The 26,768-nt window shown below is 47.2% G+C and carries 22 protein-coding genes; 14 read left to right on the top strand and 8 right to left on the bottom strand.

What is annotated here, in order from left to right; translation table 11 throughout:
* Nucleotides 1–12 precede the first annotated feature (12 nt).
* Together GF401_14975 and GF401_14970 are read right to left on the bottom strand one after the other, a co-directional pair.
* Nucleotides 13–327 carry an STAS domain-containing protein gene (locus tag GF401_14975; protein ID MBD3346356.1) on the bottom strand — a complete coding sequence of 105 codons (315 nt, stop codon included), beginning with the start codon at nucleotides 325–327 and terminating at the stop codon, nucleotides 13–15.
* A gap of 138 nt (nucleotides 328–465) precedes the next feature.
* A complete protein-coding gene (locus GF401_14970; GenBank protein ID MBD3346355.1) occupies nucleotides 466–858 on the bottom strand; it encodes a hypothetical protein in 393 nt (130 codons plus the stop codon).
* 486 nt (nucleotides 859–1,344) lie between these two features.
* Between GF401_14970 and GF401_14965 the strand changes: the two genes are divergently transcribed.
* Together GF401_14965 and GF401_14960 are read left to right on the top strand one after the other, a co-directional pair.
* The gene (locus GF401_14965) at nucleotides 1,345–2,121 is read left to right on the top strand and encodes a hypothetical protein (protein MBD3346354.1); all 777 of its coding nucleotides are present in this window, start codon (nucleotides 1,345–1,347) and stop codon (nucleotides 2,119–2,121) included.
* Nucleotides 2,122–2,279: 158 nt separating this feature from the next.
* Nucleotides 2,280–3,413: an FAD-dependent oxidoreductase gene (locus tag GF401_14960; GenBank protein ID MBD3346353.1), complete on the top strand. Its 1,134-nt coding sequence runs from the start codon at nucleotides 2,280–2,282 to the stop codon at nucleotides 3,411–3,413.
* Here the strand turns inward: GF401_14960 and GF401_14955 are convergent.
* Nucleotides 3,385–4,026, bottom strand: a complete 642-nt coding sequence (locus GF401_14955; protein ID MBD3346352.1) for a hypothetical protein — start codon at nucleotides 4,024–4,026, stop codon at nucleotides 3,385–3,387. The genes GF401_14960 and GF401_14955 overlap by 29 nt on opposite strands.
* A gap of 160 nt (nucleotides 4,027–4,186) precedes the next feature.
* Here GF401_14955 and GF401_14950 point away from each other — a divergent pair, with 160 nt between their 5' ends.
* The 6 genes from GF401_14950 to GF401_14925 all read left to right on the top strand — a co-directional run bounded on the left by GF401_14950 (nucleotide 4,187) and on the right by GF401_14925 (nucleotide 12,900).
* A complete protein-coding gene (locus tag GF401_14950) occupies nucleotides 4,187–5,833 on the top strand; it encodes a hypothetical protein (GenBank protein ID MBD3346351.1) in 1,647 nt (548 codons plus the stop codon).
* An 869-nt stretch (nucleotides 5,834–6,702) separates the two neighbouring features.
* Nucleotides 6,703–7,380, top strand: a complete 678-nt coding sequence (locus GF401_14945; protein MBD3346350.1) for a hypothetical protein — start codon at nucleotides 6,703–6,705, stop codon at nucleotides 7,378–7,380.
* A gap of 254 nt (nucleotides 7,381–7,634) precedes the next feature.
* Complete coding sequence (locus GF401_14940) at nucleotides 7,635–10,886, top strand: OmpA family protein (GenBank protein MBD3346349.1); 3,252 nt, start codon at nucleotides 7,635–7,637, stop codon at nucleotides 10,884–10,886.
* A gap of 17 nt (nucleotides 10,887–10,903) precedes the next feature.
* Nucleotides 10,904–11,704 carry a hypothetical protein gene (locus GF401_14935; GenBank protein MBD3346348.1) on the top strand — a complete coding sequence of 267 codons (801 nt, stop codon included), beginning with the start codon at nucleotides 10,904–10,906 and terminating at the stop codon, nucleotides 11,702–11,704.
* Nucleotides 11,705–11,846: 142 nt separating this feature from the next.
* Nucleotides 11,847–12,152, top strand: coding sequence for a hypothetical protein (locus GF401_14930; GenBank protein MBD3346347.1), 306 nt, complete (start codon nucleotides 11,847–11,849; stop codon nucleotides 12,150–12,152).
* The gene (locus tag GF401_14925; GenBank protein MBD3346346.1) at nucleotides 12,133–12,900 is read left to right on the top strand and encodes a hypothetical protein; all 768 of its coding nucleotides are present in this window, start codon (nucleotides 12,133–12,135) and stop codon (nucleotides 12,898–12,900) included. Before GF401_14930 ends, GF401_14925 begins: the two co-directional genes overlap by 20 nt.
* 461 nt (nucleotides 12,901–13,361) lie before the next feature.
* Here the strand turns inward: GF401_14925 and GF401_14920 are convergent, their stop codons facing one another.
* Complete coding sequence (locus GF401_14920; GenBank protein ID MBD3346345.1) at nucleotides 13,362–14,783, bottom strand: hypothetical protein; 1,422 nt, start codon at nucleotides 14,781–14,783, stop codon at nucleotides 13,362–13,364.
* Between the two features lie 522 nt (nucleotides 14,784–15,305).
* Between GF401_14920 and GF401_14915 the strand changes: the two genes are divergently transcribed.
* The gene (locus tag GF401_14915; GenBank protein MBD3346344.1) at nucleotides 15,306–18,728 is read left to right on the top strand and encodes a hypothetical protein; all 3,423 of its coding nucleotides are present in this window, start codon (nucleotides 15,306–15,308) and stop codon (nucleotides 18,726–18,728) included.
* A 63-nt stretch (nucleotides 18,729–18,791) separates the two neighbouring features.
* Here the strand turns inward: GF401_14915 and GF401_14910 are convergent, their stop codons facing one another.
* Nucleotides 18,792–20,480, bottom strand: a complete 1,689-nt coding sequence (locus tag GF401_14910; protein MBD3346343.1) for a hypothetical protein — start codon at nucleotides 20,478–20,480, stop codon at nucleotides 18,792–18,794.
* Between the two features lie 132 nt (nucleotides 20,481–20,612).
* Here GF401_14910 and GF401_14905 point away from each other — a divergent pair, with 132 nt between their 5' ends.
* The gene (locus GF401_14905; protein ID MBD3346342.1) at nucleotides 20,613–20,801 is read left to right on the top strand and encodes a hypothetical protein; all 189 of its coding nucleotides are present in this window, start codon (nucleotides 20,613–20,615) and stop codon (nucleotides 20,799–20,801) included.
* Nucleotides 20,802–21,130: 329 nt separating this feature from the next.
* Nucleotides 21,131–22,084, top strand: a complete 954-nt coding sequence (locus GF401_14900) for a hypothetical protein (GenBank protein ID MBD3346341.1) — start codon at nucleotides 21,131–21,133, stop codon at nucleotides 22,082–22,084.
* A gap of 96 nt (nucleotides 22,085–22,180) precedes the next feature.
* Here the strand turns inward: GF401_14900 and GF401_14895 are convergent, their stop codons facing one another.
* The gene (locus GF401_14895) at nucleotides 22,181–22,654 is read right to left on the bottom strand and encodes a flavodoxin (GenBank protein ID MBD3346340.1); all 474 of its coding nucleotides are present in this window, start codon (nucleotides 22,652–22,654) and stop codon (nucleotides 22,181–22,183) included.
* A gap of 152 nt (nucleotides 22,655–22,806) precedes the next feature.
* Nucleotides 22,807–24,504: a hypothetical protein gene (locus GF401_14890; protein MBD3346339.1), complete on the bottom strand. Its 1,698-nt coding sequence runs from the start codon at nucleotides 24,502–24,504 to the stop codon at nucleotides 22,807–22,809.
* Between the two features lie 374 nt (nucleotides 24,505–24,878).
* On the opposite strand from GF401_14890, the gene GF401_14885 reads away from it, so the two are divergent.
* The 3 genes from GF401_14885 to GF401_14875 are packed head-to-tail and all read left to right on the top strand — an operon-like array spanning nucleotide 24,879 to nucleotide 26,463.
* Nucleotides 24,879–25,244, top strand: a complete 366-nt coding sequence (locus GF401_14885) for a cupin domain-containing protein (protein MBD3346338.1) — start codon at nucleotides 24,879–24,881, stop codon at nucleotides 25,242–25,244.
* Between the two features lie 2 nt (nucleotides 25,245–25,246).
* Complete coding sequence (locus tag GF401_14880) at nucleotides 25,247–25,714, top strand: hypothetical protein (protein MBD3346337.1); 468 nt, start codon at nucleotides 25,247–25,249, stop codon at nucleotides 25,712–25,714.
* Nucleotides 25,630–26,463, top strand: coding sequence for a hypothetical protein (locus GF401_14875; protein MBD3346336.1), 834 nt, complete (start codon nucleotides 25,630–25,632; stop codon nucleotides 26,461–26,463). The genes GF401_14880 and GF401_14875 overlap by 85 nt, the downstream gene beginning before the upstream one ends.
* Before the next feature lie 23 nt (nucleotides 26,464–26,486).
* Here the strand turns inward: GF401_14875 and GF401_14870 are convergent, their stop codons facing one another.
* The gene (locus GF401_14870; protein MBD3346335.1) at nucleotides 26,487–26,639 is read right to left on the bottom strand and encodes a hypothetical protein; all 153 of its coding nucleotides are present in this window, start codon (nucleotides 26,637–26,639) and stop codon (nucleotides 26,487–26,489) included.
* Between the last annotated feature and the right edge of the window lie 129 nt (nucleotides 26,640–26,768).

Below are 26,768 nucleotides of genomic sequence, written 5' to 3'. Positions count from 1 at the left end.
TGCTAAATGCATTTAACAGGGTACCGGTTCAGGGTCGGCAATATTCAGTACCTGGTCCAGCGAATAGTCGTTGAATATTTTCCGGACATAGTGCTGAGGCGATACCAGGACGAGCTCTTTGCCGGCCATGCTGAGAATTTTATTGGAATAAATCAGTCCCCCAAGCCCTTGGCTGTCGATATAATGAAGACGGCTCAGGTCGACAATACATTTTGGATAGGCGGATTCGCGCATCTTTTCCAGAAGGTCTACAAAATCCCTTCCTCTCATGTCGCCTGCAAGTTCGAATGTTATATGCTTACCATTGGGTTTTGTGTAGATCTCCATGACTCATTCGCCTTTGAAAATATGTGCAGTAAATATGAAGTATATCATGTGAGGTGGGGCTCAGTCAAGAAAAAAATAAAAATCAAAGTCAACAGTAGTTTTATATGGTATAGAAAGGGCCATTTATGTCCTGGTATTTTATTTGCCGGCGTTGCTTTGTTCAGATGGGGAGGACATCTGTGATTTGAGCTTTTTAAGTTGATTTACAAATACTTCACGGTTACCGTATACAACAAGATGTTCGAGTTTGCCGATATTACTCGATTCGATAACCCCCTTTATTTTCGGACTCGGGATCAGGCGAAGATACCTTCCAGTCCCTTTCAAATCGGCCGCAAGCCGTACGATGGCTCCCATCTCGGGAGAGCTGATAGTATTCAGGTGGCTGAGGTCCAGCACAATATCCTTGGGCACCGATAATTTGCTGGAAAAACAGCTTAACTCCTTTTTCATTTTTTCGAAATCATGATGACCTTCTCTGCGGTACAAAAGATAGATGAATTGAGGTGTTTCAGTTCGTTCTATAGCCATGCATCAAACCTTCCATGAACTTCTTTTCTAACACATATACCTATCAATATGCTTAATGTATCTTATTTATCTACAAGGAGATATATAAAAATGGCCATGAGAATTTTTACTCACGGCCCAGCCTCGGGTGGAGACTGAAATTTTTGTTAAAATACCAGCATTTTTATGTATTAATTATACCCGAAAAAGAAAAAAATGTCAACATGTCATGGAAAAAACACTTTTGTAATTCGTCGGAGCCTGTAAGCGTTTGATATATAATGAATTACCGATTGTTCGGCCAGTCCGGCCTCCTTTGTTGCAAATAAAATATCACTACAGATTAGCGGTGAATCGTAATTATATTGGAGTCAAAAGAACAGCCCTGCCGAATCAGGTTTAATTCGGTTACACTGAAAACAGATAAATATTTTGCCCAGGCAAAGGCGTAAAATCATTTTAATAACGGTGAGATTGATATATCAATCGAAAATTCTTGATATTAGCATGTGCATCATATATTTATCTAAGCAGGGGCAGTTTACAAGAGAAAGGTGTGGCGCACATAATCACCTCAACAAAGGAGGACCTGTGAGGCGAATGATATTATTGGTCGTCTTTGCGCTGGCAACAACAGGCATGGCTGGAGATTATCTCGAAGATGTTTCGGTAATTCGGGCAATTCTGGACAGCAATGGCATTACCGGTGTCAGCATTGAAAGCATAACAAAATCCAAAGACGGAAGGATTACGCATCTTGATTTGAGTTCCAAGGATCTCGCTGAATCTTTCGTGGACCGGATACCTCCGGTTATCGGGAAATTATCGGAACTTCAGTCGCTTAATCTTGCTCATAACACGCTTATGTCGATTCCTGCAGAGATCGGTAACCTTACCAAACTGAAAAATCTTGATCTCAGAGGCAACGATCTTTCGAGGCTGCCCGAGTCGTTTGCCAACCTCACCGAGCTGGAAAAGCTCGATCTGGGCAATAATTCGCTGTACGAATTTCCCGGGCAGGTGGTAGGCATGGAAAAGCTCTGGTACCTTCACCTGCAGAATAACAAGATCAAGAGTCTCCCCGAAGATATTTCGTCGATGACCGGGCTCAAGGAGCTGTACCTCAAGGGAAATCGTCTCGAGACCCTGCCATTGTCGATTATGAATATGTCGCTGGCTTATTGTGAATTGATAGAAAATGAACTCTGTGATCTCCCGCCCGATCTTGATGAATGGATGAAGAAAAAGGACAAGCAGTATAAAGACTGGCAGAGGTGCTTCTGATTTCCATAAGATTCTAATTTTTTTTTTCAGGCAGCTTTCTACCGAAAGAGCGGATTGTACACCTGCAGGAGAGGTACATTCCATTCTTTCGGTTTTTTAATGGGGATAATGCAAACGGTTTATTCCCATAATCTACCCCCCTCTCATCGGAATCATACATGGAACAGGTCGATATTACTATCATTGGAGCAGGAGTTGTGGGTCTGGCGATAGCCCGACGACTTGCCCGTTCGGAGCGGGACATTGTCGTCGTGGAGCGTCATGACGGCTTCGGACGGGAAACCTCCTCGCGAAACAGCGAAGTCATTCATGCCGGGCTCTATTATCCCTCAGGTTCTCTGAAAGCACAGATGTGTGTTGCCGGGAACAGATTACTCTATGAGTACTGTGAAAAAAGGAATATCCCTTTTAAAAAGACCGGGAAACTGGTGGTTGCCGGAAGCACGGAGGAAGTCGACAGGGTCGGGGCGGTCTATAATCAGGGGCTTCTCAATGGTGTTGAGGGGTTGTGCATGCTGGAGGGCGCTGAGATATCGCGTCTGGAGCCCCATGTTGCTGCACAGGGGGGGGTTTTAAGCAAAGAGACCGGCATTGTGGATACCCATGCACTCATGAAATCACTGGAGCGGGAGGCCGGCGATAAGGGCGCGGTTGTGGCCTATAACTGTTCTGTAGCGGGGGTTAGCCGGGAGAAAGATGGGTATTCTCTTGATATCAAGGATGTTGACGGGGAACATTTTGCTTTTCGATCACGCATGGTTGTCAATGCCGCCGGAGTGCATGCGGACAGGATTGCATCGATGGCCGGGCTTGATATCGATTCGTGCGGCTACAGAATTCATCCCTGCAAAGGAGAATATTTCAGCGTCTCAAACCGTCATAAAGGCAAACTCACTCATCTTGTCTATCCTGCTCCCACTCAAATCAGTCTGGGCCTCCATGCGGTCCTCACCCTTGACGGCGCCATAAAAATGGGACCCAATGCATTCTATGTTGATTCGCTGGAGTATGATGTCGATCCGGGTCACAAAGAAGATTTTATTCGAAGCGCGGCGCGTTTTCTCCCCTTTATTTCTCCCGATGATCTGTCACCGGACATGGCGGGGATCCGCCCCAAACTTCAGAAACCTCAAGAACCGTCTCGGGATTTTATCATTGCCGAAGAAAGCGCACGCGCCTTGCCGGGATTTGTCAATCTGGCAGGTATCGAATCGCCGGGACTCACCTCGGCGCTTGCAATTGCAGACTATGTTGAAAACCTGCTTACGCCTTATTTCCGGAAGGCGGGGTAGGTCCCTGGTTTCCGGCCGACTTTATGCGATGAAACGTCGTATGGACTTCGATCGGCTTCGTTTCCAGCTCCAGACCTTCCAGTACGTCGTCGATATGGGCCAACTCCTCGGAATCCTCCACCCGCTCCTTCAGCGAATCGGAACTCGTTTTAATTTCAAGAAATTTTTCTCGAAGATTTTCACTAAGCTTGTTGCAGTGGGAGGAGAGTTCTTTAAATTCCTCTTTTTCCCTGAACCGGAGTTTGGCAGTCAGATTACCGTCCTTCAGAAGGTCGGCCCACTGTTCGAGTTTGTAGATCGGCACTGCATACTTTCGTGAGGCCCACAAGCCGATAACGGCTGCGACCAGAATGTTCACCACCGCGCTGATCAGAAGGCTGGGCAAAATGATGAAGATGATATTTTCCCGCGGCGGGATATCCATGTTATGATCGAGAATCACCCGATAAAAGGCGGTACTCTGATATTTCAGCAAGTAGGTGAAAAGCAGGGTTCCGGAGCATACAAGTGTCGAAATGATAACCGCAAGAACAATTTTTGAAATCAGCCGCATTTGAAGAGGCTTTTTAATGAAAAAATTACCGATAGGTTTTCGGTTGGCTGTCTGAGGCATAGGACCCCCTCAAAGAAATAAATCGATCGAGCTATTGTTTTGTTTTTTGATATATAGTAAAATTTTATTTTATAAACTACTTAATGTCTATAAATATATGAATATTTTCCGCCGGGGGGCGGTATCGGATATTTTCTTTTCCCCTCAAGAAGGGCATGCCGTGAAGCCATACTTGCTGTTCCTCATCAGTTTCCTCACTATCAAAGGGGCCCTTTGCTTTTCAGATCATCACGGGGAAGATACGCTTTTATTCACTGTCAGGCTTAACGACAAGCCCGATAATCTGTATTATTGTTCCCGTGATATCGCCTTGGTCGATCTGCTTTCGGGACCGGTGTTAGTCGAAAACAATAACCTTCTTTTTTATTCCCGTTTCGGCTATGCGCTCTACGATCAAAAAGGCACACTGCTGCATTCGCATTCGCTCCATCAACAGAACAGGCGTCTCAAGCCCGGTAATCCCAACCGGCTTTCACTCGCTTATCCCACCGACAGATCTACAATATTGTATTATAAAAATAAAACCCCCAATGAGATATATGGAAATAAAATTACAAAAAAACGAATGAGAAAAATTGGCGGGGATGAAGCAAAGCAGTATGGCGATCCATCCGCAACACAGATACTCAATATAGCTTATAATACACTTACCAGTGAAATGGTGGAGCGAACCTACAGCAAACCGGGGCTTGTCGGATTCGATCTTCAGACAGAAACACGATGGTGGTCGCTGGAAAAACGATACAGTTTTACTTCGCCGACTATCATGGAGCAGAAAGAACGGTTTGGCTCCTTTTTTCCTGGCGTCAAGGTCAGGGAAGGTCTTCGAATAAAAAAATTTCTTATAGAACCGCTGTCGGTGGTGCAGCGGGAAGGAGAGCGGTACTATTACGGCCTCAAGGCATCAACCGGTTCCGAACGTTCGGAATATTATCAGCAGGTGCTTTTGTGTGATGAAGCCGGGAATATTCTCCGGCTGGATACGCTTCTTAAACAAACGATCAGAGAAACCGTGCTGGAAAAGCGGGGAACCCGGGAGTATACCTTTGAACGGACCGCTCAGTGGGGATTTCCTCCCTGGGTCGACAGTCTGGGGACACTTTTTTACGGTATTCTGGATTATCAAAACAGGGAAATCGTGGTGAGGAAGCGGTCTTATTTCTACTATGCTCCGCAACCTTCAGGGCCAATGCTTGAACAGAAGCTCCGGGATGAACAGCGCGTCTCCTATGAAGCGATGATATTAGACCATAATTCGAGTGTTCGAAGCGGCGCCGCGGTTCCTGTGGTATGGATTATGAATGAAGACGGGGAGAAGCAAAAAGCTAAAATCCGGGATCTTACCACGAAAAAACATATAGTCCGGCTGCACCGTCCGGTCTACCGCAATATTACCAAAAAGATTTCTAAATCACGATCTCACCTTCCACCCCCTGTCGCCGCCATGCAGGATTCTCTTTCAGAGGAATCTACCTGCTGGGCCCCCTATAGCATTTCCCTTTCCAACCGGCGTGGCGTGATGTGCTCCTTTGATTACGGCGCCGCCGACCGGCTCCTTTGTGCCCGGGTCCTCAATGTCGTCGATAACCGGCAGGTATTTGTCCGGGTAGACCTGGAAGGTCGGGCAGAGGTTGTTGTTTTCGATGAAAATGGTGGTTTTGTCAACAGGCTTACTTTTAATAAACAACACCATTTGAAAAGAAAAGATGCCGTCGCCGTCTCAGACAAAGGCAAAATTGCCGAAAAAGATTACGAATGCACAGAGGGAGGATACCGGTTTTACCAATGGACACCTACGATTCCGTAAGCAGCCGGAAGTAATACAACGTCGGTTGACGGCAAACTATTTTATTATGAATGAGCCACGATGCCGTAATTCAATCACTTACCCGTCAACTCAATGATGAACAGCTGTCGTCAGTAACCACCAGACATCGGGGACCGGTCCTGGTGCTGGCCGGCGCCGGATGCGGCAAAACCGCGGTGTTGACCCGGCGAATCGCTTTTCTCGCCCATTCCCGCTGCCCGCAACAGGCGATCCTGGCGCTCACATTCACCCGTAAAGCTGCAAAGGAAATGGCCGAGCGGATAGAGATTCTCGACGGTATCGATCCTTCGCAAAATATGCCCCGTATCACCACCTTTCACGGCTTCGGCCTCGGCGTGCTCAAAGATAAAGTGGCCAATCAAAGAAATTTCGAGCGCCTGGGATACAGCAAAGAACCCTCGCTGCTTCCGGAAAAGGAACGACTCGAAATGCTCGCCCGGTGCAGTTCAAAACAGGAACGTCTCGCCCTCGGGCTAGACCTCCTGAAACTGGATTCCCTCCTCTCCACACTCCATGTCTTTGCGGATAAGCTTGCAGGTCTTGCGATTCAGAAAAGAAACCTTCTTACCACAATCGATAACCGGTTGAAGCAGACCAAGTTCCGGGAGAACCGGTGGGAGTTTGCGGACATGATAGGAATGACACTGAAACTCTTCGGGGACCATAAGGATATTGCGCGCCATTATCAGCGAAAATACACCGCCATACTGGTTGATGAATTCCAGGATACCAATCCCCTGCAGATACACCTGCTCAAAAAAATTTGTGCACCGAACAGTTCACTCTTTGCCGTGGGTGATGACGATCAGGCGATTTACGGATTCCGGGGCGCGGATATCGGGCCGATCATGAATTTTACAACCCATTTCCCGGGAGCGAAAATTTACAAGCTCGAGACCAATTACCGGAGCGTGCCCGCCGTGTTGCATACGGCAAACAGAATTTTCCGCTCCAAGCCAAAGGAGCTCCGAAAAGTGCTTCACTCGGGTATGTACTCTTTAGGAGAGGCCAGGCGCTATCCTAAACCGTCAAAAAGCCATTTCAACACCCAGGAAGATATGGTGATCTGGATACAAAGTCAATTGTCGGAGGTCCAGAAACGGCATACTATACCTCCCTGTAAGACGGCCTTGCTTTTCCGGGTCAACCAGACCCTCGAATGGACACGGGAGCAGTTTGAAACTTCGGGCATTGAAGAAGAAAACTTTCCGGTATTCTCCACAATTCACGGCGCCAAGGGGCTCGAATTTCCCGTGGTATTTTTATGCGACCTCGAAGAAGGGGTTTTCCCCAATTACCGACTGCGTAAATCACAGAGGATCCGTAACTGGAACGATGTCTTCCGCCGTTATATCCTGCGCAAAAAACCGCCGCCAATAGAGTGTGATATCGATGAAGAGACCAGGCTCTTTTATGTGGGAGTCACCCGTGCCGAGAAAATCCTGTATCTGCTCTCCTGCGCGCAGAAATACGAGCATGGGCGGAGAAAGAAGTATGAGGGGTCGCGGTTTTTGCGGCTGGTGTGAGAAACGTGCGCCGGAAATTTTCATCGATTGTCCCAAATGTGATCACGGTCACAGACATCTCGCGGTAACAATTGGTATTTTCATGTAACTACTCAGGTGGGTCGGGTTCGTCATTCCGGCGAAAGCCGGAATCCATCTTGTTTCCGGCAAGAATTCGACAGGATTCCGGCTTTTACCGGATTGACGCCGGGAATCGTCCACAGGGACCTGAGCAGCTACGCTTAAATCATTATTTGTCAAACAGAGAGATACTTATGCCGAAAGAATGGCACGATATCAATGAGCCCGGTTTTGGCTTTGGCGCGGGTAAAAAAGAAGAACGTGTTGAGGCAAAAGAAGTCGAAATAATCACGACCGTGGCAAAGGAAGACACGACTGAGGTGCGGCTGGTCGAGGGCGCCTGGCGTCCGGGGCCCAACGGCTACCGGTTCAACGAGGCCTGCAAGGCTTTTGTAAAGGCCGAATTCCTCAAGGATACCGCCCGTAAACGGGTGAAACTCAAAATATTTGTCCGTCATGAAGGCGAGGATGAAGACCTGAAGCAGTTCCCTGAGTTGTTCCTCGATGATAACGGTGAAGGCGAAGTTGAGGTAACGCTCTACTATGGCGAAAAATATTATGACGCCTGGTGCGAGGATCCATCAGCCAAATGTCATTACCTGTTCCGCGCCGAACACAGCAAGGGGGTCAAAGAGCTCGAAAGTCCGCTCCTTGAGATGCCCCATGTTGATAAGGTACATGTGGATTTTGTCGAAATTCCCGATGTGCTTTTCAACAGCGACAGTGCGGTCCCGTGCCTGGATGAAAATGCAACGGTTATCGGTGCGGTTGTTGCCGCGTTGAATTTCGCAGCGGCTAATCCATCGAAAGAGATCGTTGTTTTTGGTCATACCGATACTGAGGGGAGGGAACAGTACAATTACGAATTATCGCAAGCGCGTGCCCAAACGGTCAAGGCACTTCTGGGGAACGATGCTGCATTATGGAAGGAGGCTGTTGGTGACAAAAATCAGGTACAGGATTATCAGTTGTGTCTCAAGTCCTTGACCGATTCTTTTGGGTGGTCTTGTGACCCGGGGGCTGTTGACAATGCTGACGGCCCGAAAACGCAGGCAGGGGTGAAATCATTTCAGGCAGAATTCAATGAGCGCTTCGGCAAATCGATCAGCGTAGACGGCGCGATGGGACCACAGACCTGGGAGGCTCTGTTTACTGTTTTGCGCTCTCTTATTGAAGAGTCATATCGTAAAGATGATGATAAAAGGACACTGCCGCAGCTCTCATGGGGTAATGATGGTTCGGGAGTGTATCCCTGCGGCGAGTCTTTCCCCCTTGATGGTGACGGAAAGGACAATTACGCATCCCGTGAGAACCGCCGGGTTGAAATCGCATTCTGGGATACGGAGCAGGCGCCAGTGCTGGTGGCCCACTCAGATACGGCAACAGTTATCCCCAAAGAGGAGTGCCCGGTTTTTGATGAAAGTGTTGTTGAGAAAAAGCCCCTTGACAAAGATGGTTTTGAGCCGGTGCTGGATGGGGAGATATTCCTTAATACGTCGACTGATGAACTGGGTATAATTTCTCCCGGTGATATGAAAGCGATGCGACGGGAGATCGAGATATTCGATGCCTTTCTTCCGTGGATGAAAGCTTTTGTATCGGAAGAAAACATGAGTGACAAAAAGCGGGCGGCAACCATTCATGCGGTAATGTACTGGATGAGAGTTATCTGCGAAGAAAGGGATGAACAGAAGGTTGATGATATTGTCGCCTCACTGGATTCAAAAATCGATGAAGAAAAGAGAAAATATCTCAATGAGCGGGAACAAAAAGGAAATGTATCGCCAATGGGGCATAAGCTGAAAGCAGGGAATATTCAGGAGTACTGGTGGGTGACTGGTAAACGCATGATCCGGGTACGGAACAAAAACGTTCCCAAACGGTACCGCTGGTTCGACAGGAAAACTGTTGGCAGAAAGCTCCGCAGCGAGCTTGGAGAGGAAAAGGGAAATCGCAAAGAAAACAATCGATCGCACAAGGAACTCGAGATCAAGTTATTCGAAAAGAAGCTTTTTCCTCCTGGTGAAGGTGAGTCGCAATGGTGCAAAGAATTTAATGAGAATTTCAAGAAAGATTTCTGGGAATCCAACACGATTCTTGATGGTGGCATTGGTGCTCAGTTCTTGCGGTATTCCTATGAAGGTGCCCTTGGGGCATCGATTAAATGGGGTGATGAAAAAAGCATAAAGGCCGGCGCAAAAATTGAAGGAAGTGCATCACTGACACAGGCCCAGGGAGAAATCAAGGTTAATTTGCCCAATGAATCCGGATTCGACCTGATAGATTTTCTCCGGACAAAGGATCCAGGGTTCGTTGATGATGATTGTGGTAGTGCATTTTTAATGTTTCAGATCGCGTTTACCGGTTCTGCATTCGTAGGCGTGTGTGCGTCGATTCAAGCTGAACTCGGTGTGGTGCTTGATCCCAAGAGTCCTGAAGCGAATAAGCCTTCGGACAGTGAGGAGTCTGTTTCTGCGGGACTACAAGCCGGAGTTGACTTCTTTGCCGGCGCAAAGGTTGACGCCGATGCTAAATTATCACTCTTAATGAGACTTATTGATGATTATGATACTGCAAATAATATGAAACCGGAGGATGGGGACTGGCAGGAGCTTGGTGACGCATCGTTCGGCACCTGGGCTGCAATAGGAGCGGGGATATCGGCGGGTTTTAAGGTTGGCTATTTTAATGGAAGAGTCAGATATCATTCTCAGATTGGTGCAGCCTTTAAAATCGGGGCGGGAACCGATATCAAAGGAAACGTGAGTGTCGCCAATAGTGCAAAATTTATCTGGACTGTGGTTAATGCATTTAACTGGAAGAATATCAGTGATGTTTTGCAAGATAATGTATATGATTTGTTTCAGGGTCTCATGGCAAACTGCTTTCTGGCAGGAAATACCTTGCTGAAGGCGTGGGAAGAAGGAAGTGAAAGTCTTGATGAAATCATGGATAATACGCGTGAGGCTATGGTGAAAGGCCTTGGGAAATTAAAAGAGGTCGATGACACCTTTGATAAGTTTATTCCCGGCTATTCCGGATTCAAGCAATTCAACTCCAATTTTTTGATACTTCGCTCAACCTATAATTATTTAAAGAGAGTCAATACCGAAGATGCCGAAAAGGAGAATGCGATCAGGGCTGTCAAGGAATCCCAGGCCAATAACCGGTGGCATTATGCGACCTGGCAGATGAAACAGAACCTGATCTACGAAATGCGCCATGGCGGCGCCGGATTGGGCGGATTTTCCGAAGAGGATAAGGAAGATGCGGTAATTACGGTGTTGAAGAGTTGCAGGCATGATATGGAATTTGAAAAAATTGTCCAAGGTTTGAAAATGGGTGATTCTAAAAATGGAAGAGAGAAAGTCGACATTTCAAATCTATTAGATTTTAAGCAGCAAAAAGAATTTGATGACCTGAAAATTAAGTATCACTATCAATAACCTTGGAGCTAATAAAAATGACTATTGAGAGCTACAAAATTGAATGCATATGGTTTCCGTCATTCCGGCGGAAGCCGGAAAGCAGTCCTTCAGTGACAGATGGATGCCGGATTAAGGCAATTAATTATGTAGATTTTAACATTTTGATAAAGGTAGTGGCTGTAGCAATAAGTTGTTTCGCTTTTATGTGTCAACATCAAAGCGAAGCTGGACTATCGAGAGAATTGCTCTGGGCATGCCATAAACCTTGGACCGGAGATTATGAAAGGGTGGCGAAATTAGTAAAAAAGGGTGCTGATGTAAATATTGTCGATAAAACTATTGAGCGCGGCATGACCCCGTTCCTCTATGCCTGCCGCGGCATTGATAAAGAGCATCGAAAATTCAAATCTGAAGCGGACAGAATCGAAAATGAAACAGAATCAATAAAAATAGTCAAATACCTTGTCGAAAAAGGCGCTAACAAGCATGCGATTTCAATCGATAGCAGCACCGGCATTCATCTGGCAGCAATGGCCGGGAAAGATCAGATGATCCGCACTCTCGCCAGCATGGGTCTTGACATGAATGCTCGAAACATGCATGGCGCCACACCGCTTATCGTTGCTTCGGCTTCGGGGAGGCTCGATGCAGTAAAGGCATGTGCCGAGAATGGCGCGGAAATAAACGCGAAAACCGATGATGGCTTTACCGCGCTGGATGTTGCCCGTCAATACGGGACCGAGGAAGCCCGTCAAATGGGAATGTCTGAATATAATGAACACGCTGAAATTGCCCGGTATCTTGAGTCGAAAGGGGCGGTGGCGGGGAAAGAATGATCGTGATCGCTTAATTCCAGAAACAGTATCAACGCAGGAGGGCTTCTTCAGGCGGAGGAATAAAACCGAGAACCCCCTTCTCTCTCTCAAAGTAGAATATATTATTCCATCTGATCTTGCAGGGTCAAACGAGATAGTGGTTTTGAACACTCCCTGTAGCATTACATTTTTCGGCTCATTACGAACAGGAAAACCATCGGTCGAACCGGATGATTTTGATGCCATAATCACAGTGCTGAAATCCGCCGGGTCCAGGCATGAATTGAAGTGGATATTGCGGAGTACCGTGAGTTATGTTTCTGAAGATCCCGATGGTAAGTTGCTTGAGGAGGGGATCAGGAGAGTGCTTCGTTTTGGAGAAAATGTAGAGGGGCTTGAGCAGGCAAAAGCAAGTTATTCTCGAGAAGTAAGAACGATCCTTAGAAGGAATGAGATACGATATGCCTAAGTTCATATTTACGCTACTAATAATTTTACAAAGTATAGTTTGTGGAGAATATGTATGCGATACAACTATCGTTTCATCCGATACCATGGTGACATGCTCAACATGGAGTGAAAAAGGGAAACCAATCGCATGTGACAGATACATGAACGGAGAACTGCATGGAAAGCAGATCGAATGGTATGAAGACGGAACACTCATGTCGGTTATGCACTATCAAAAAGGCTCGATCACAGATACATCACTTACGTATTACCCAGATGGAAAGCTTAAAGTTAGGGCTATTCAGGATGGGTTTAGCATAACTTTGTCGAATGAAGGTGACACCCTTACATTAAGCAGAATGAAAAATGGCAAGTCTCATGGTGAAGCAAAATCTTTTTTTAAAAATGGTAAAAAAAAGGCAATCTGCAACTCCAAAGACGGCAAACAACACGGTCTGAGTCAAACCTGGCGTGAAGACGGGACGCGCAAGGACAGCACGGTATACGAAAACGGTGAAATTGTTGAAATACGGGAATATTTCCTTTCCGGCAGTGCGCGGTACTGGGCAACGTATTCCGAGGGCGCCATGGAGAATGCCGATTTTTTCACTCCCAAAGGAAAGCTTTCGGGAAAAGTGAGAGAGGGCACGGGGGAATATGTAGTATACTCCGAAGACGGCCGGGTCCGCTTTTTCAGGGAATACAAGGCCGGCAAACGGGTAAGCAACCGGAAGCTTGGGCCGGGGGAGGAGCCGTTGGGAGAGTGAACGATACCGGACTATATCCCCTGAAACAACTTCATCCGTCGCAGAAGTCGATTGTTTTGGTCCTGAACCGGGTTCTGCTACATATTCCCAGATCGATATAATACCTGATTTTAAAGTAATAATTTTTTGGTTTTAAGCGATTAATGCGTCAGTTTCAAGGGCTTACAAGGGAGATTTTGAGGGGCAAATCGAAGCGTAAGAGGATGGTTAAGCGGTTAGAAAATGGAAGAATAGGCGATTTTAGAGTGGAAACAGGATTATTGGTGGTCCGACCCGGAAGTCCCGAGCCAAAGTGGAATGCACATTGCCCGGTGTGGCTAAACGGTTTGTTGCAGGTAACGACCTGCGGGTATTTGCTCTTTCTATGCCAGCCTTTCGGCATAGCATATAATCAAGCATTTTCCTTAGAAGAGATTTAAAGGGATGGAATTCCTTTCCAAATAATTCGGCCTTTCGAAAGTTCAATATATTATTCGTGACCGGCCGTCGGGCATCATGTTCTTCATGGAACGCCGGGCTTTTTGTCGGTACTTAATAATGTATACACCCGGTGAAGTTATGGATGAATAATTGATTTTTCTTCCCCGGAGATCCCAGGCATGAATAGTTTCTTTGTGAGGAAATAAATTTTTTGCAGGCCCCGGTTTTTCCGTCTGTATAGCAACGGGAGTATCATTCAGGTAAACGAGAGCCGCATCGTATGTGGTACCGCTAAAAGAAAAATCGCCAAAGGCGCCGGTGACAATCACTCCCCCGTTACCGGTTGGGGCTGCATCCATGCCCACATCCCGGACATTCAGCTCGCCAAAGTGACGGCTCCAGAGGGTATCGCCCCATTCATCGGTCTTGATCAGATAAATATTGGTTGTAAATTCGCTTTCATCGGGGTGGATACTGGAACCCGCAATGTAATAACCTCCCATTGGTCTTTCGAAAACGGCATGACCATAATCGGGCCAGGTGTAGCCGATTGATTTTGTCCAAAGTGTGTCGCCCCGGGCATCGGTTTTCAGCAAGAATACATCGGGATAGTTTTGACCAAAGGATTCGGTGGTGCCCGCGATTATAAAGCCGCTGTCTGAAGTGGGGCGGATACAGTTACCGGCATCATAGCGGTAATTTGTCGGGCCGCTATACACCCGGGTCCAGAGCGTGTCACCCAGAGAGTCGGTTTTGACAATAACCAAATCCGCATAATCGCCGGGGCTGCCATTTTGCATACCGTACGACTGATATCCGGTGATCATAAATCCGCCTTCCGGCGTTTTGCAAAGGGAGTGACCTGCATCGAAGGACGCGCATTTGATCGTTTTACTCCACAGCGAATCACCGGCGCTGTTTACTTTGACAAGGTAAATGTAATTGTAGTCAAAGGAAATTGCCCCCGAAGAAACTACCCGGCCGGCCATGCCGGTAAAAACAAAACCGCCGTCGGATGATACAATTATTTCATGAGCAATGTCATCGAGCGTGTCGCCAAAGGTTTTTGTCCAGAGGGTATCCCCGTCTTTACGAAGGCGCACCAGATAAGCGTCCTTTTCCCCGGCACCAAAGGAAGCGGTGTAGCCGGCAAGAATGAAACCACTGTCGGCGGTTTGCACCACCGAATGAGCTTCGTCGTCTTCGCCACCACCCCAGGACCGGGTAAAAAGAGTATCACCGGTCCCGGTGAGTCGGATAAACCAGACATCTTTCTTTCCTTCACCGAACGAAGATGTATACCCGGTCAGAGCGAACCCGCCCCCGGGAAGAGCAATAATGGCATTGCCCCGTTCCGATCCGATGCCGCCAATTGACTTTTGCCAAGTCTCCAATGCCGCAGAAGAGTGAAACAAGAGAAAGAACACTATTCCCAAAATAACCGATTTCCTGTAATCTTTCATAAAAATACCTCCGTGGTAGTTATAATATATTTCGGACCTAAAATGATCTACAAGAGCGTTTCTCATATCGGCCGGGGATAAAAATGATCGGGAACCATTAAACAGGCAAATACAGCCATTTTGTTATGACGCCCATTTTCGGAACAAAGAAATAATGAAAAAGGAATCCGCGTAAGTCGTTGATTTTTCGACGATAACAATCGATGATAAGGATGTAACTGGTTGATATTATAGGCGATATGCCGAACCAGTCTGAATTTACATCTCTAGTAAGGGATTAATCTCCGATATTGACACCCTTTTTGCTAATTTATATTTTGTCTATGTCATACATATTTCATTCTTTATCGATTTGTGTAAATATTTCGGATATTATGACAATAAAAACAAAAAAGGGATGGTTCTGCTTTATTTCCTTCAGGTTTCCGGATATTCTTTAATTGATTACCTGCACCCTCTATTTTATAGTGGGTAATAGTACTTGCCATAATCTTATAAACGTTTATAAACGAGGAGGAGCTGATGCAAGGTCGAGGCATACTCGGGATCATTCTTACCACCTGTGCACTTATCGGAGTGAAGTGTGCCACCGATGATGGTATATCGTCGAATACCGCACAGCAGGAGACACAAACATATACGATTGGGGGAACGGTAACCGACGGCAGTGGTAACGCCCTTCCCGGGGCGACGGTTGTTGCGGAGCCGGGAGGACTTTCGACGGTTTCGCTTACCGACGGTTCTTTTACTCTGGATGGTTTACCGGAGGGGACTTATAGCCTACACTATCATCTGCTCGATTACCGGGACACCCTTTCTGCGGCCCTTGCGGTGGGTGCGAGTGCGGTGCTTGCCGATGCCGGGGCCATGCAGCTTACCTATCGCTACGGAACAATCCAGGGGCAGATTGTGGATGCCGGGGGTATGCCGGTCATCATGGCGGGTATTGCTGTCGAACGGCAAGTGTCCAGGGACATGTCGCTGACAAACGGCGAATTTTTCCTCAGCAAAGTAGAGCCCGGGACGGTGAAACTTTTTGCCGCCTATCCGGGAATGGGATACGGCTCCTTTGAAACAACCGTGGTGTCGGACGATACAGTAAAAAATGTTCAGATCGTTCTGGATCGTATGGGAGGAACGGTCTCGGGGCGTCTGTTCAAACCAACCGGCACGGCCAAAAGGCAGGTTGCACTCGGTAAGCAAGCCGCCACTACTCAGGATGTACTTTCGGGAGCGGTAGTTACTGCCGTGGGCGGGGTGATTTCCGATACCACCGATTCGTCGGGAACATTTTCACTGAGCGGCGTGCCCAGTGGCGGTGATGTATCTCTGACTGTAACCTCCGGGAGCGACAGCATGGATATCGGTGGTATTCAGGCGGTTGAAGGCGGCCAGTCGGATATCGGCGATGTGCCTGTAGTAAAGAGCGCCTCATCGGGCGGCATAACACTGAAACCATCCATTGTCTTTGCAAATTCAACCGATCAGGGGATAACGATTCTTGCCGATGCATCGACTACCGGCAGCGTGAAAATCCGCTATTTTGCCTGGGATATCGATTCGGACGGCACTCACGATACAACAACATCGAGCCCCATGCTGGAGATCGCCACCGGCGCGGTCGGTACCCGCTATGTCGGTCTCAGGGCCCAGGGGATCGACAGTACGGTCTATGCCACTACCAGCATTACCGTGGTTGTGAGGGATGAAAACCTGCAGGCCTACTTTATCCACGGTCCGTCGTGGATGACCGACCGGGCGAACGTGGGAGAGCAGTACACCGATACGGTGTATGCCGTCGATGCCAACAACGATCCACTTATCTTCTCCTTTGTCGATTCTACCATAGGAATGGGCCTCGACGACAGCATCATTACCTGGCTCCCCGGCGCCGAAGCACTGGGGCTCAACAAGGTTGCGGTTGCGGTGACCGACGGCAAGGGAGTGTATGATACCCTGAGCTGGGTGGTGGTTGTTGCTGAAGCTACCGATACGACGGCTTCGGACATGCAGTTCAATGGTGCCTGGCGGCTCTATACGGCACGGGTCGACAGCGCACCCCTTGGAGTGTTCGGAAATGCGGACATGTCGGTTGATGTGATTGTGGATATATTTACAGGATATACGATCCGCTATTCTTACTCGGATGGTGACAGCGTGGTGGCTAAAGACACACTTTCCACCGTGGTCAAGGGGGATACACTTGTTCTGGAGGCCATGACATCGGACAGTACACCAGTTACCTTTCACGGTACCATCAGCGGCAACTATCTGGTGCTGCGGGGAGAATCCGGCAGTGCGGTTGCGGTGTATACGTTGCTCCGCCACGGTGGTGCGGTCCCTCCCGCGGAGTGGAGCGGTACGGGTACTGTTACAGCCGATACCACCGCTCCCGAGTTGACAATTGTTACTCCACATAACGGCGACACCCTGACAACGTCGACCATTACCGCTGCAGCACGGGCAACCGACCCCTCGGGGGTGGCCGCGGTGATTGTCAATGGAAAACGGATGGAGATCGGCCTCGACGGTGTCTATTCCGCCCGGGTAAGTTGCACGGAGGGACCCAATGTCCTGGTTTTTTCCGCTCGGGATTATGAAAGCAATATTGCCCATTCCGACTCGATTACCGTTTTTGTGATAGCGCCGCCGGATACCGGATCTACCGACACCACCAGGGCTGGAAGTCCTCCCATGATTGTGGTTGAAGACCCCCAGCCGGGAGACACGGTGACCGTGAGTCCGATAGTATTCCGATTCCATGTCTTTGCCGAAAGACCTCTGGTTGCAGTGTCCACCAGTGATACCAGTTTCCCGGTTGACAGCATTCGTTCGAGCGCTGAATTCGCTACTCCACTAACACTTACACCGGGAATGAACAGTCTTACCATTACCGCCAGGGATAAAAACGGCACAACCGCTACGATGGTTGTAAACTACATGTATAATGGTGATACGAGCGGTACCGACACCAGTACCATCGATACGGGAACTGTCGACACAACCACGCCGGGCACCGACACCCAGGGGCCGTCGATCAGTGTGATGAATCCGTCCTGCGGGTCGACGGTTATCGAGCAACAGGTATGGGTCGAGATCCAGGCAACCGATCCGTCGGGCGTTGAGCGGGTGATGATTAACGAGGAGCCTGCTGAAATGACTGATTCGTCGAGATATGCCATTCACCAGCCGCTGAGCCTGACATCGGGGGCGAATATGATTTTAATCAAGGCCTTCGATATGATCGGTAACCAGTCGATCGACACCTGTATGATCTACTACAGTCAAGACACGAGCGGTACCGACACCAGTACCATCGATACGGGGACTGTCGACACGACCACGCCGGGCACCGACACCCAGGGGCCGTCGATCAGCGTGGTGAGTCCCACCTGCGGGTCGACAATCGACTCATCGCACGTCTGGGTACGGGCCCGGATAACCGATCCTTCGGGATTAGGAATGGTTCTTATCGGTTATGATAATGGTGAACAGGAGGACAGCATCACCTATCGGAGCAATCGTCAGATCAGCTTAAGCCCTGGATCGAATATGATAATCATCCGTGCGGATGATCTTGCCGGTAACCAGACGATCGACACCTGTGTGATCTACTACAGTCAGGATACGAGCGGTACCGACACGACGACGACCGATACGACGACGACCTCCGGAGGAGACACCCAGGGGCCATCCATTAGTTTTACCGATCCAGTATGCGGTTCAACATCAAAGGAACAGCAGATCTGGGTACAGGTGGAAGTGACCGATCAGTCGGGAGTGGAGACCGTGAGAATCAATGATCTCCCCGCAACAAGGGAGTGGGGAAACAGCTATCGAAGCTCGGAGGCGGTCCAGCTATCCGCCGGTAGCAACGTAATATTTGCCATGGCTACCGATACCATGGGAAATCAGTCGGCGGATACGTGTATGGTTAATTATTAGTAAAGCGAAATCAATTTTTCGCATTGGTCGGAAAAACACGGAAAAGTGATGCCGCCACGGCGATCATTCGGTGACGACCAGTTTCCGATAAAAAATTGTTCTATCCATGACCCCGGTCAGGGCATATATCCCCGGGCCGGGGTTATATGCTTTTTTGCCGTGCCATTCATACCTGTTCCGGCAGACAAATTCCATTACCTTTTGTCCCTGAAAATCAACCAGCGAAAGTTGAGTAAGATTTATATTCCGCATACCGGAAAGATAAACAACCATGTGCCGGGAGCATGTTGAAATGTGAAAAGCAATATTGTGGCCCCCAATACCGGCAGCTTTGGTCGGATCGACTGCCGTATCGGTGTATTCGTAGGCGCCGATATCAATGCCGGAACCCTGTGGACGGAGCGTTCCGGTGATATCTGTTGAGGGAGCCAGGGATTCATTTCCAGCATCGATAGCATCACATTCTGCTTTAAGACGAAGGTCGAGAGCATCATAGTCGACAAAAAAATCTGTCGGATCGCTGATAATAATATTGTGGTCTTCAGTAACGCCGATATCGCTGCTGTTGAGGCTTGTAGTAAGATTGTTGCGTACAATGCAACCGCTGCTTGATCCCCGGGTTTTATGGTCGCCGATCCGAATCCATGGGGGGCCGGGATTCTGATTGTTGAGATCGCAGACCGTGTTATTGACTATACGGCAGTTGAAAGCACCCAAAAGTGTGATGCCGTGCCAGTGGTCGGTTATTATCACATTGTTTTTTATCACCCAGTCTTCGAAGAAGCCGTCAAAACAGCCGATTCCCTGGAGTGTGCCTCTGAACGGCTGATCGGGATTTTCGTAGTTGATTATGGTATTGCCGATCAGCTTGATCCGATAGACAGTGCCCTTCCCGACGCCGTCTGCGGTGCGCGACCACGACTGAAAACCATCATCGTGATTAGAGTTGACATCATAGCAATTCTTGATCAGGTTGTTGCTGAACGTTTCATCATCACCAAGCCCCCGGAGGCCGTCACCGGCAAAATTCTCGACCGTGTTGCGGTCGATCAAACAACTGTCACCCGAAACACTGATACCGAAATTGACATTTTTGCAGTGATTGTTGCGGATGGTGACGTGAGTCCCAGAAACACCGATCGCATTGCAGGATTTTGTGTCCCAGTCGCTCATTGTCCAGGAGGAAGCGTCTTTGAGAGAATAGATAAAACAGTCTTCCACAAAGATTTCCCTGCTCGGGCCGGAATAGTTGTGATTTTCGACAACTGCAAGCGGGCTCACTTTTGCATAGGGTGAGACAAATTCGGGGCTTATTTCAAGACCCTTAACTCTCCACTTGCATGCGCCGGTGATTTTAAGGCTCAGTGCGCCGGGAGTATGCCCTTCCTGCGCTGCTATGGTAATAAAATCGGTGTTGTAGCACCGTGAAATCGTGATCTCGCCGTGAAACCCGGTCCTTAAAAGAAGTGTGTCTCCGGCTTTGACTGGCGCACCTGCATTCTTCGGTTCGAGCGCCTCTCCCCAGTGGTAAGGATAGGCTGCCGGTTGCCTGGTCTCGATTTTGTTGTTGTCGATTACCTCCTGCAAAGTCGACCAGGGATTCTGTGAGGAGCCGTCGTTATTGATACTCCCATTCTGTGGATCAACAAAAAAGACGCTCCCATAGCTGAGAGCAAAGCATCCAAGGATAGTTGATACCAGCTTTCTCATTTTCACCCTCCCTCTATTGCTCCAATTCTTCTTTTCCGGCATTTATTTCCTATCAAGCCCCGGAAAAACTTGCGCATTTAATCGCTTTAACGCCCATTTACAGCTCAATTTGCGCATATTTGGATTGGCATTGCTTTTGCATTTGTATCTCCAGTCGTTTAGAAAGGATATGCAATGAACAAGCACCAGCAGAGACTTATCAGCGAAGCCAAACGGAAATACAAGCGCATTTATCCGTGTACTGCAAAGCCATCCCTTGCCGAATGTTTCACCCTTCATAATAATAAATTACTTTTCTGGTTTAATACCGATGATCATACCACCCATGTGATGACCGCTGAGATGCAGGCCAGCTATTCCTGATAGCCGATCTGCAGCTTTTTAATGTTGTTACCTTCCGGTGTTGCGAGAATGACAAGTCCTTTATTCGTCGATAGCCTATGCAACGCTGTGGATCCGGTATTTTGCTCCCCTTTAAATTATACCATGATTGGTCCTGGTGTGAAGAGCTGACTGTGAGAAAATTTCCGGCATTTGTCCGGGCAGACGAAGCTGCCGAATAGTCGATTATCTCCGGATGAAAATTCCTAAATACTTTTAACTGGTCGGCGACAGTGTCGCAGTTCTCCTTGTATAAATAGGGACGGAGTTTCTTTATTGCTTTATCCCTTGAAGCGTAGTATATTTATAGCATGCCACGAAAGCGACGCATATCCATTCCTGGAGCAGTCCATCATATCATTTCACGTGGTATTGATGGTCGAGAGATTTTTATTGATGACAATGATCGCCGTTTCTTTATCGCACGTATTGGAAGATTACTGCAAGAAAATAATTACCGCTGCTATGCCTGGGCGCTTATGAGTAATCACTATCATTTTCTCATTCGTACCAGCACAGTTAGCTTAAGCCGATTTATGCGAAAATTGAATACTACCTATGCAATGTATTTTAACAAAAGGCACACGAAGCAGGGATATGTATATCAGGATCGATACAGGTCACGTATATGTCAAGAGCGGGTTTATTTCCTGGAGCTTGTAAGATATATCCATCTTAATCCGGTTCGTGGCGGGGTTGTAAAAAATCTCAAGGAATTAGAATCTTATCCCTGGTGCGGTCATGGTGGAATTGTCGGTTATAATAAACCTGAATGGCAACAAAGTGGCGAGGTACTTGCTCGATTCTGCAAAAGCAGGAAAAATGCAATTCAAGCCTACCTATCTTTTATGCAGGAAGGACTTGAGAAGGATACCGGACTTTTTCAGGAGGACATCTATATATTCAAGGACAAGCAAGCTCAACAGAGCAATAAAGCTGTTGATGATCGCATTATTGGCGATAGAAGCTTTATTGAGGAAGTGCTTCACAAGGCAAAGCTTGATCACGAAAAGGAAAAATTGATTAGCAAAGTGGATAAGGATATAAGACAGGTAGCGGAATGGATTTGTCGCTCAAATGGGATTAAAATGCAGGATCTTCTGCGCAAAGGACGCATGAATAGCAGGTCAAAAGCTCGTGAGACATTTTGTTTTAAAGCACATAGTCTTGGGATTACGATGAAAGAGATTGCAGATTTTCTTGGAATAGGGGTGCCGTCGGTATCAAAGCTGTATTATAAAGGTCTTGAAGAGGGAAAAGAATAGTATTGATAAGATAACATGTTGTTTAAAGAAATAAAGAAACCCCGTCCCGAGCTTTTTACTTTCTTATTACCTTTTGATAATATTAAAAGAATACCATCATTCCCCAAGCTTTTTATACATACTTTCGGCAATCTCTCCGATTTTTTCGTCGCTGGGTTTCCTTGCATAATGCACAATTTCGCCTTCACAGACCTCAGCGCCGCTTAGAACAAGCATTTCGGTTATTTTGTTGATCGCCTGCTTGCCGCCGGTCCAGGAAAAGGGGAGCGCTTTTACCGCGAAGGGAAGGGTCTTTTTGCCCTTCAATGAACTGAGTGAAGTTAGATATTTTATTATAACCGGTGCCGCAGTAAATGCCCATACAGGAGTCCCGAAAATAAGGGTGTCGAACTGATCGATTTCAGGTGTGTTTACAATGGTGAAATCTCTGGCCCCTGGCTTGACGATGCCGTTTGTTCGAAGCATCTGAATATCGGCATCATGGCCATTCTTCCGTAAAAGGTCTGCCAGTGCACGAGCAACATGAACAGTATGGCCGGTTTGTGAATAGACGATTATACCTGCATTCATAACCGATCTCCTTTGTAAGGTGTAGCATTAAAATAGATGATACCACCGGAAATCTAAAAGCCATACCCGTACAATGCTCGAAATAGCTGGTAAAATTCGCAAACAAAATAATTTTCCGGGGTTATCCGTCAGTTCGGGTGGTCTCTATTTATTTATCCCATCTGCAATCGCCGCAGATGCTCCCGGGCTACGCCCGCCCACCAGGATTGGGGATTTTTCTGGTAGAATTCGGTAAACGCATTGATCGCCTCAGTTTTACGGGACACTTTCATGCCGGTCTGACCGAGGTTATACTGACCCAGAGGATTTTCGGGTTGCTTTTCACTGTAAGCTTTGATGCAATCGAATGCGCGTTCGAAATTACCCTGCTGATAATTGAGGATGCCGGCAACAAAGAGGTCGTCGGGAGCCGATTCGGCAAGAGTATCCGCCAGGCGGCTTTCGGTTTCTTCTAAAAGTTTTCTGAATTGATCTGATGATAGATTGAAAGATTGATACCGGGGAGGGCAGTAAATCTCGTTTTTACTGGGGGCAATCTCATGCTCGAACCAGACCCTGGTTTCTTTTTGGAGCACTTTGAATCCCTTTGCCTCGGAGGTCATCCAGGTAGTGTAATCTTTGGTAAAGCTTGATCTGATTTGAAACAGTGAGCGGACTCCCTTGAGATGGGGGAGTTTGCTGTAGGAGTTCATCATGGTTTTATCATCATCAACATCAATACGGTATTCGATTATTGCCGAAGCGATCGACGCCATAAAATTGCCAGCCGGTGGGCAAAGAGGAACCAAAATTCTGTTCGCTTTCCAGTCGTAGAGGGCGTTGCCGTTACCCGGTACCAGCATGATCGAGGGTTTGCCGATAAAGGAGGCCCGATCATTCCTGAAAACGCCGGGGTCAAATTCAAGAATCGTATCAAGACACGAATAGAGCTGTTTCCAGGTAAATATGCCTTTCTCACTTCTCAAAATCGGACAACTTTCGTTTCGAAGCCGTTTTGCCGAGAGTTTCATCAGGTCCCGAAGGTAATCAAGTTCTTTGGTGATACCGGCCTGGATTTCTTTTGGCGACAATTCCTCCTGCTGTTTTTCTATTTCCCCTATTTCATCTTTGGCCTTAACGATATTTTCTTCCACATCGATAATCTGATTGAATAGATCATTCACCTGACGAGCATAATTGCGCAATTCAAGCCGTTGTTTGTCGGATTTAATTTTGTTATAAAGCTTGTCGACCTTTTCGGTGGCTTCTTTGACTTTAGCTTCCCGTGCCACCAAGTCTCGCCGTTCGGGTACCGACATAAACTTTCCCTTCGCAACACTGTGCTTTGTCCTCATAAGAGAAAGGGTTGTTTTATCGATCTCGGGTAGATTATTGATAAACGTTAGCTCCGGAGTGGAACAGACGCCATCAAGTGCAGAGAGCAAAAGGTTTTTACGTCCCTCCTGAATTGATGCAATCTCTTTGCCGGCTTTTTTCCGTTGCCGACGATACATGGCAATATCCCGTTCCAGAAATTCTTTTTTATTGCCTTGATTAATTTTTTCAATGGTCTCTTTCAGCCATTCGGTGACGGTCTGCACTGTAAGAGGTGAATGATTTTCCTGATTCTCTTTGGTTGAGGATTTAATTTCCTCACTATTTTCAATCAGCTCGGGAACAAGACCCAGATTTATGAAGTCTTGCTCGGCGTCAAGAAAGGAATAAACATCCTTTTCCTCAAGAATAAGATCGCCAATCCTGCCCTGAATTGTCGACCAGTAAAGGGAGTTAAGCTCGTAGGTAAATTTGGGATTGGAAGGATCTTCACGAGCCGCTTTGAAGCAGGCTCTGGCTTGTTCATTAAATTCCATAGGCCGGGAATTACATAAATGTTAAGGTAAAAAGGATGTATTAATCAGTACCTGCTCAAAATTAACTTTTATCAATTTTAAACGGAATATTGGTGGAGTGAAATTGCAGGGCAATGCTTTTGTTGTACAACCATTATTATATCGGATACTCGCAACAAAACTCCATCACTCCGTTCAGAAAAGGCTTTTCTGAACAGGTACTAATTAATAGTATGACATTTGGTACAGTAATGCAAGTGTTTTTTCGGAAAAGGGCTTTACGACAGGTTATTTTTCCGGTGGCCCGTTTTTTAATACTGGTCGGTATGACGGGAAAGCCCTCTCCAAATAGAAATATTGTATTTTGATAAGGATAAATAGTGAAGGAGCCTGATTTGAAAAAGTATCGATTGACTTCGTTGCCCGATATCCGAGAGGGCCATTTTCTGAAAGGTATTATCCCCGGAAAGTATATCAATGGGGGCGGGATGGGGTTTAAGAAGCCCAATCAAAGGACCCACACCAATGACGGCCCGGGGGGCAGAGATCTGCACATTCATGAAGACGAGAGTGAAGTGTTTGTGGTTCTTGGAGGAAAAGCCGTTCTGGAAGTAAACGGGGAGAAACATCCCATGATTACCGGTGATGTCTTTGTGGTCGATCCCGGAGAAGACCATCATCTGACAGCAGACCCCGATGATCCCTGCGTGAATCTGTTTCTTCATGCTGGAGACAGAAGAAATGAGATACAGGAGGGATAAGGATGGGAAAGGATATCTCCGTTGGTCTTGCAGCGCTTACCGGTTACAGTAATTTCTTTCTTTCCGCATTGCTCGACCGCACGGTGAGTTCGGTAACTTTCGCCGGCGCGATCAGTATCAATCCCAATGAATGTATCCGCCTGCAAGAGCTAAAAGACAGGAGAATTCGAATCTTTTCTTCCTTTGAAGCATTTTATGATAATCTATCCGTAGACCTGATGATAATTCCGACGCCGATCCAATATTATGTTCCGCACACCTGTTTTGCTCTGGAGCAGGGGAGCAATGTGCTTTGTGAAAAGCCCATTTGCGGAGTTGTTCAGGGTATCCAGACAATGAAAAATGTTCGTGATAGAACAGGCAAGCTGGTGGCAATCGGCTATCAATGGTCATTCAGCAGGGCGATTCAAGCTTTGAAACAGGATGTTCTGAAGGGGGTATTCGGTGCTCCAAAATCTTTAAAAGCCTGACTTTCTGGCCCCGGCCGGAATCATATTATCATCGAAACAACTGGGCGGGAAAGCTGAAAGATCCCGACGGTAAATGGGTACTCGACAGCCCGGTGCAAAATGCCACCGCTCATTTTCTTCACAACTCACTCTATGTACTTGGCAAACAAACCGAAAGGAGTGCAGTTCCATCGAGCATCGAAATCGAGGCGTTTCGTGCGTATCCAATCGAAAATTATGATACTGCCGCCCTGCGATGTGTCACCGATTCCGGCGTGCAAGTCCTTCATTATGCATCACATACGACAAAAGAACAAATTGGGCCCCTGTTCGAATTCGAGTTTGAAAATGCCAGGGTTACTTTTGCCGAAGGAAGTCAGAATTTGATCGCACGGTTTAATAATGGAAATACAAAGAGTTACGGCTCTCCCATGGATGACCCTTATGAAAAGGTGCTGCAGACGATTGATGCTGTTCGCAATGATAAACCGACCCTCTGCGGAATTGAAGCGGCGACTCCTTTAACGCTTTGCGTAAACGGCGGTCAGGAATCAATTACCGGGATATCGACATTTCCGAGCAGTCTCATCAAAAGAACGAAAAAGAGAGACACCTTGTATTTCCATGTTGAAGGATTGGGAACCATGCTCAAAAAGTGCTATACCAAAGGACTCCTTCCTTCGGAACATAGCTGGCCGTATGCACAGAAAGCAACGCCGGTTTCATTGTTGAATTATTCTTCCTATCCAACATATATATCAAGCACTTGATTCTTTTTTAACAATTATTTGAATCATCCTGTTTTACTGTCGGTGGTTTCTTGAAATACCGTCGAGCCGGTTACCAAAAAGGAGTGGTTGCACTCTTGTAAGGCTGTGGTTGGCGAAAGCCGGGGGCGTATCCCCTCAAAGGGGTATTCCCCTCTGATAGTTAATGATTGGTGCAAGAATACTCCAGATTAAAAATAATGATAAAAATGAAACAAAAAAATTGCGGATAATTGCTCATGATTTTACCGATGAAGAGGGGTGGTAGGATAAGAAATGAAAAGGCATTATATTTGCAGATATTTTTT

It is taken from the genome of Chitinivibrionales bacterium, from assembly GCA_014728215.1.
Lineage (GTDB): Bacteria > Fibrobacterota > Chitinivibrionia > Chitinivibrionales > WJKA01 > WJKA01.
Note: the sequence above shows the minus strand (reverse complement) of the source record. Positions and strands in the feature narration are given on the sequence as shown.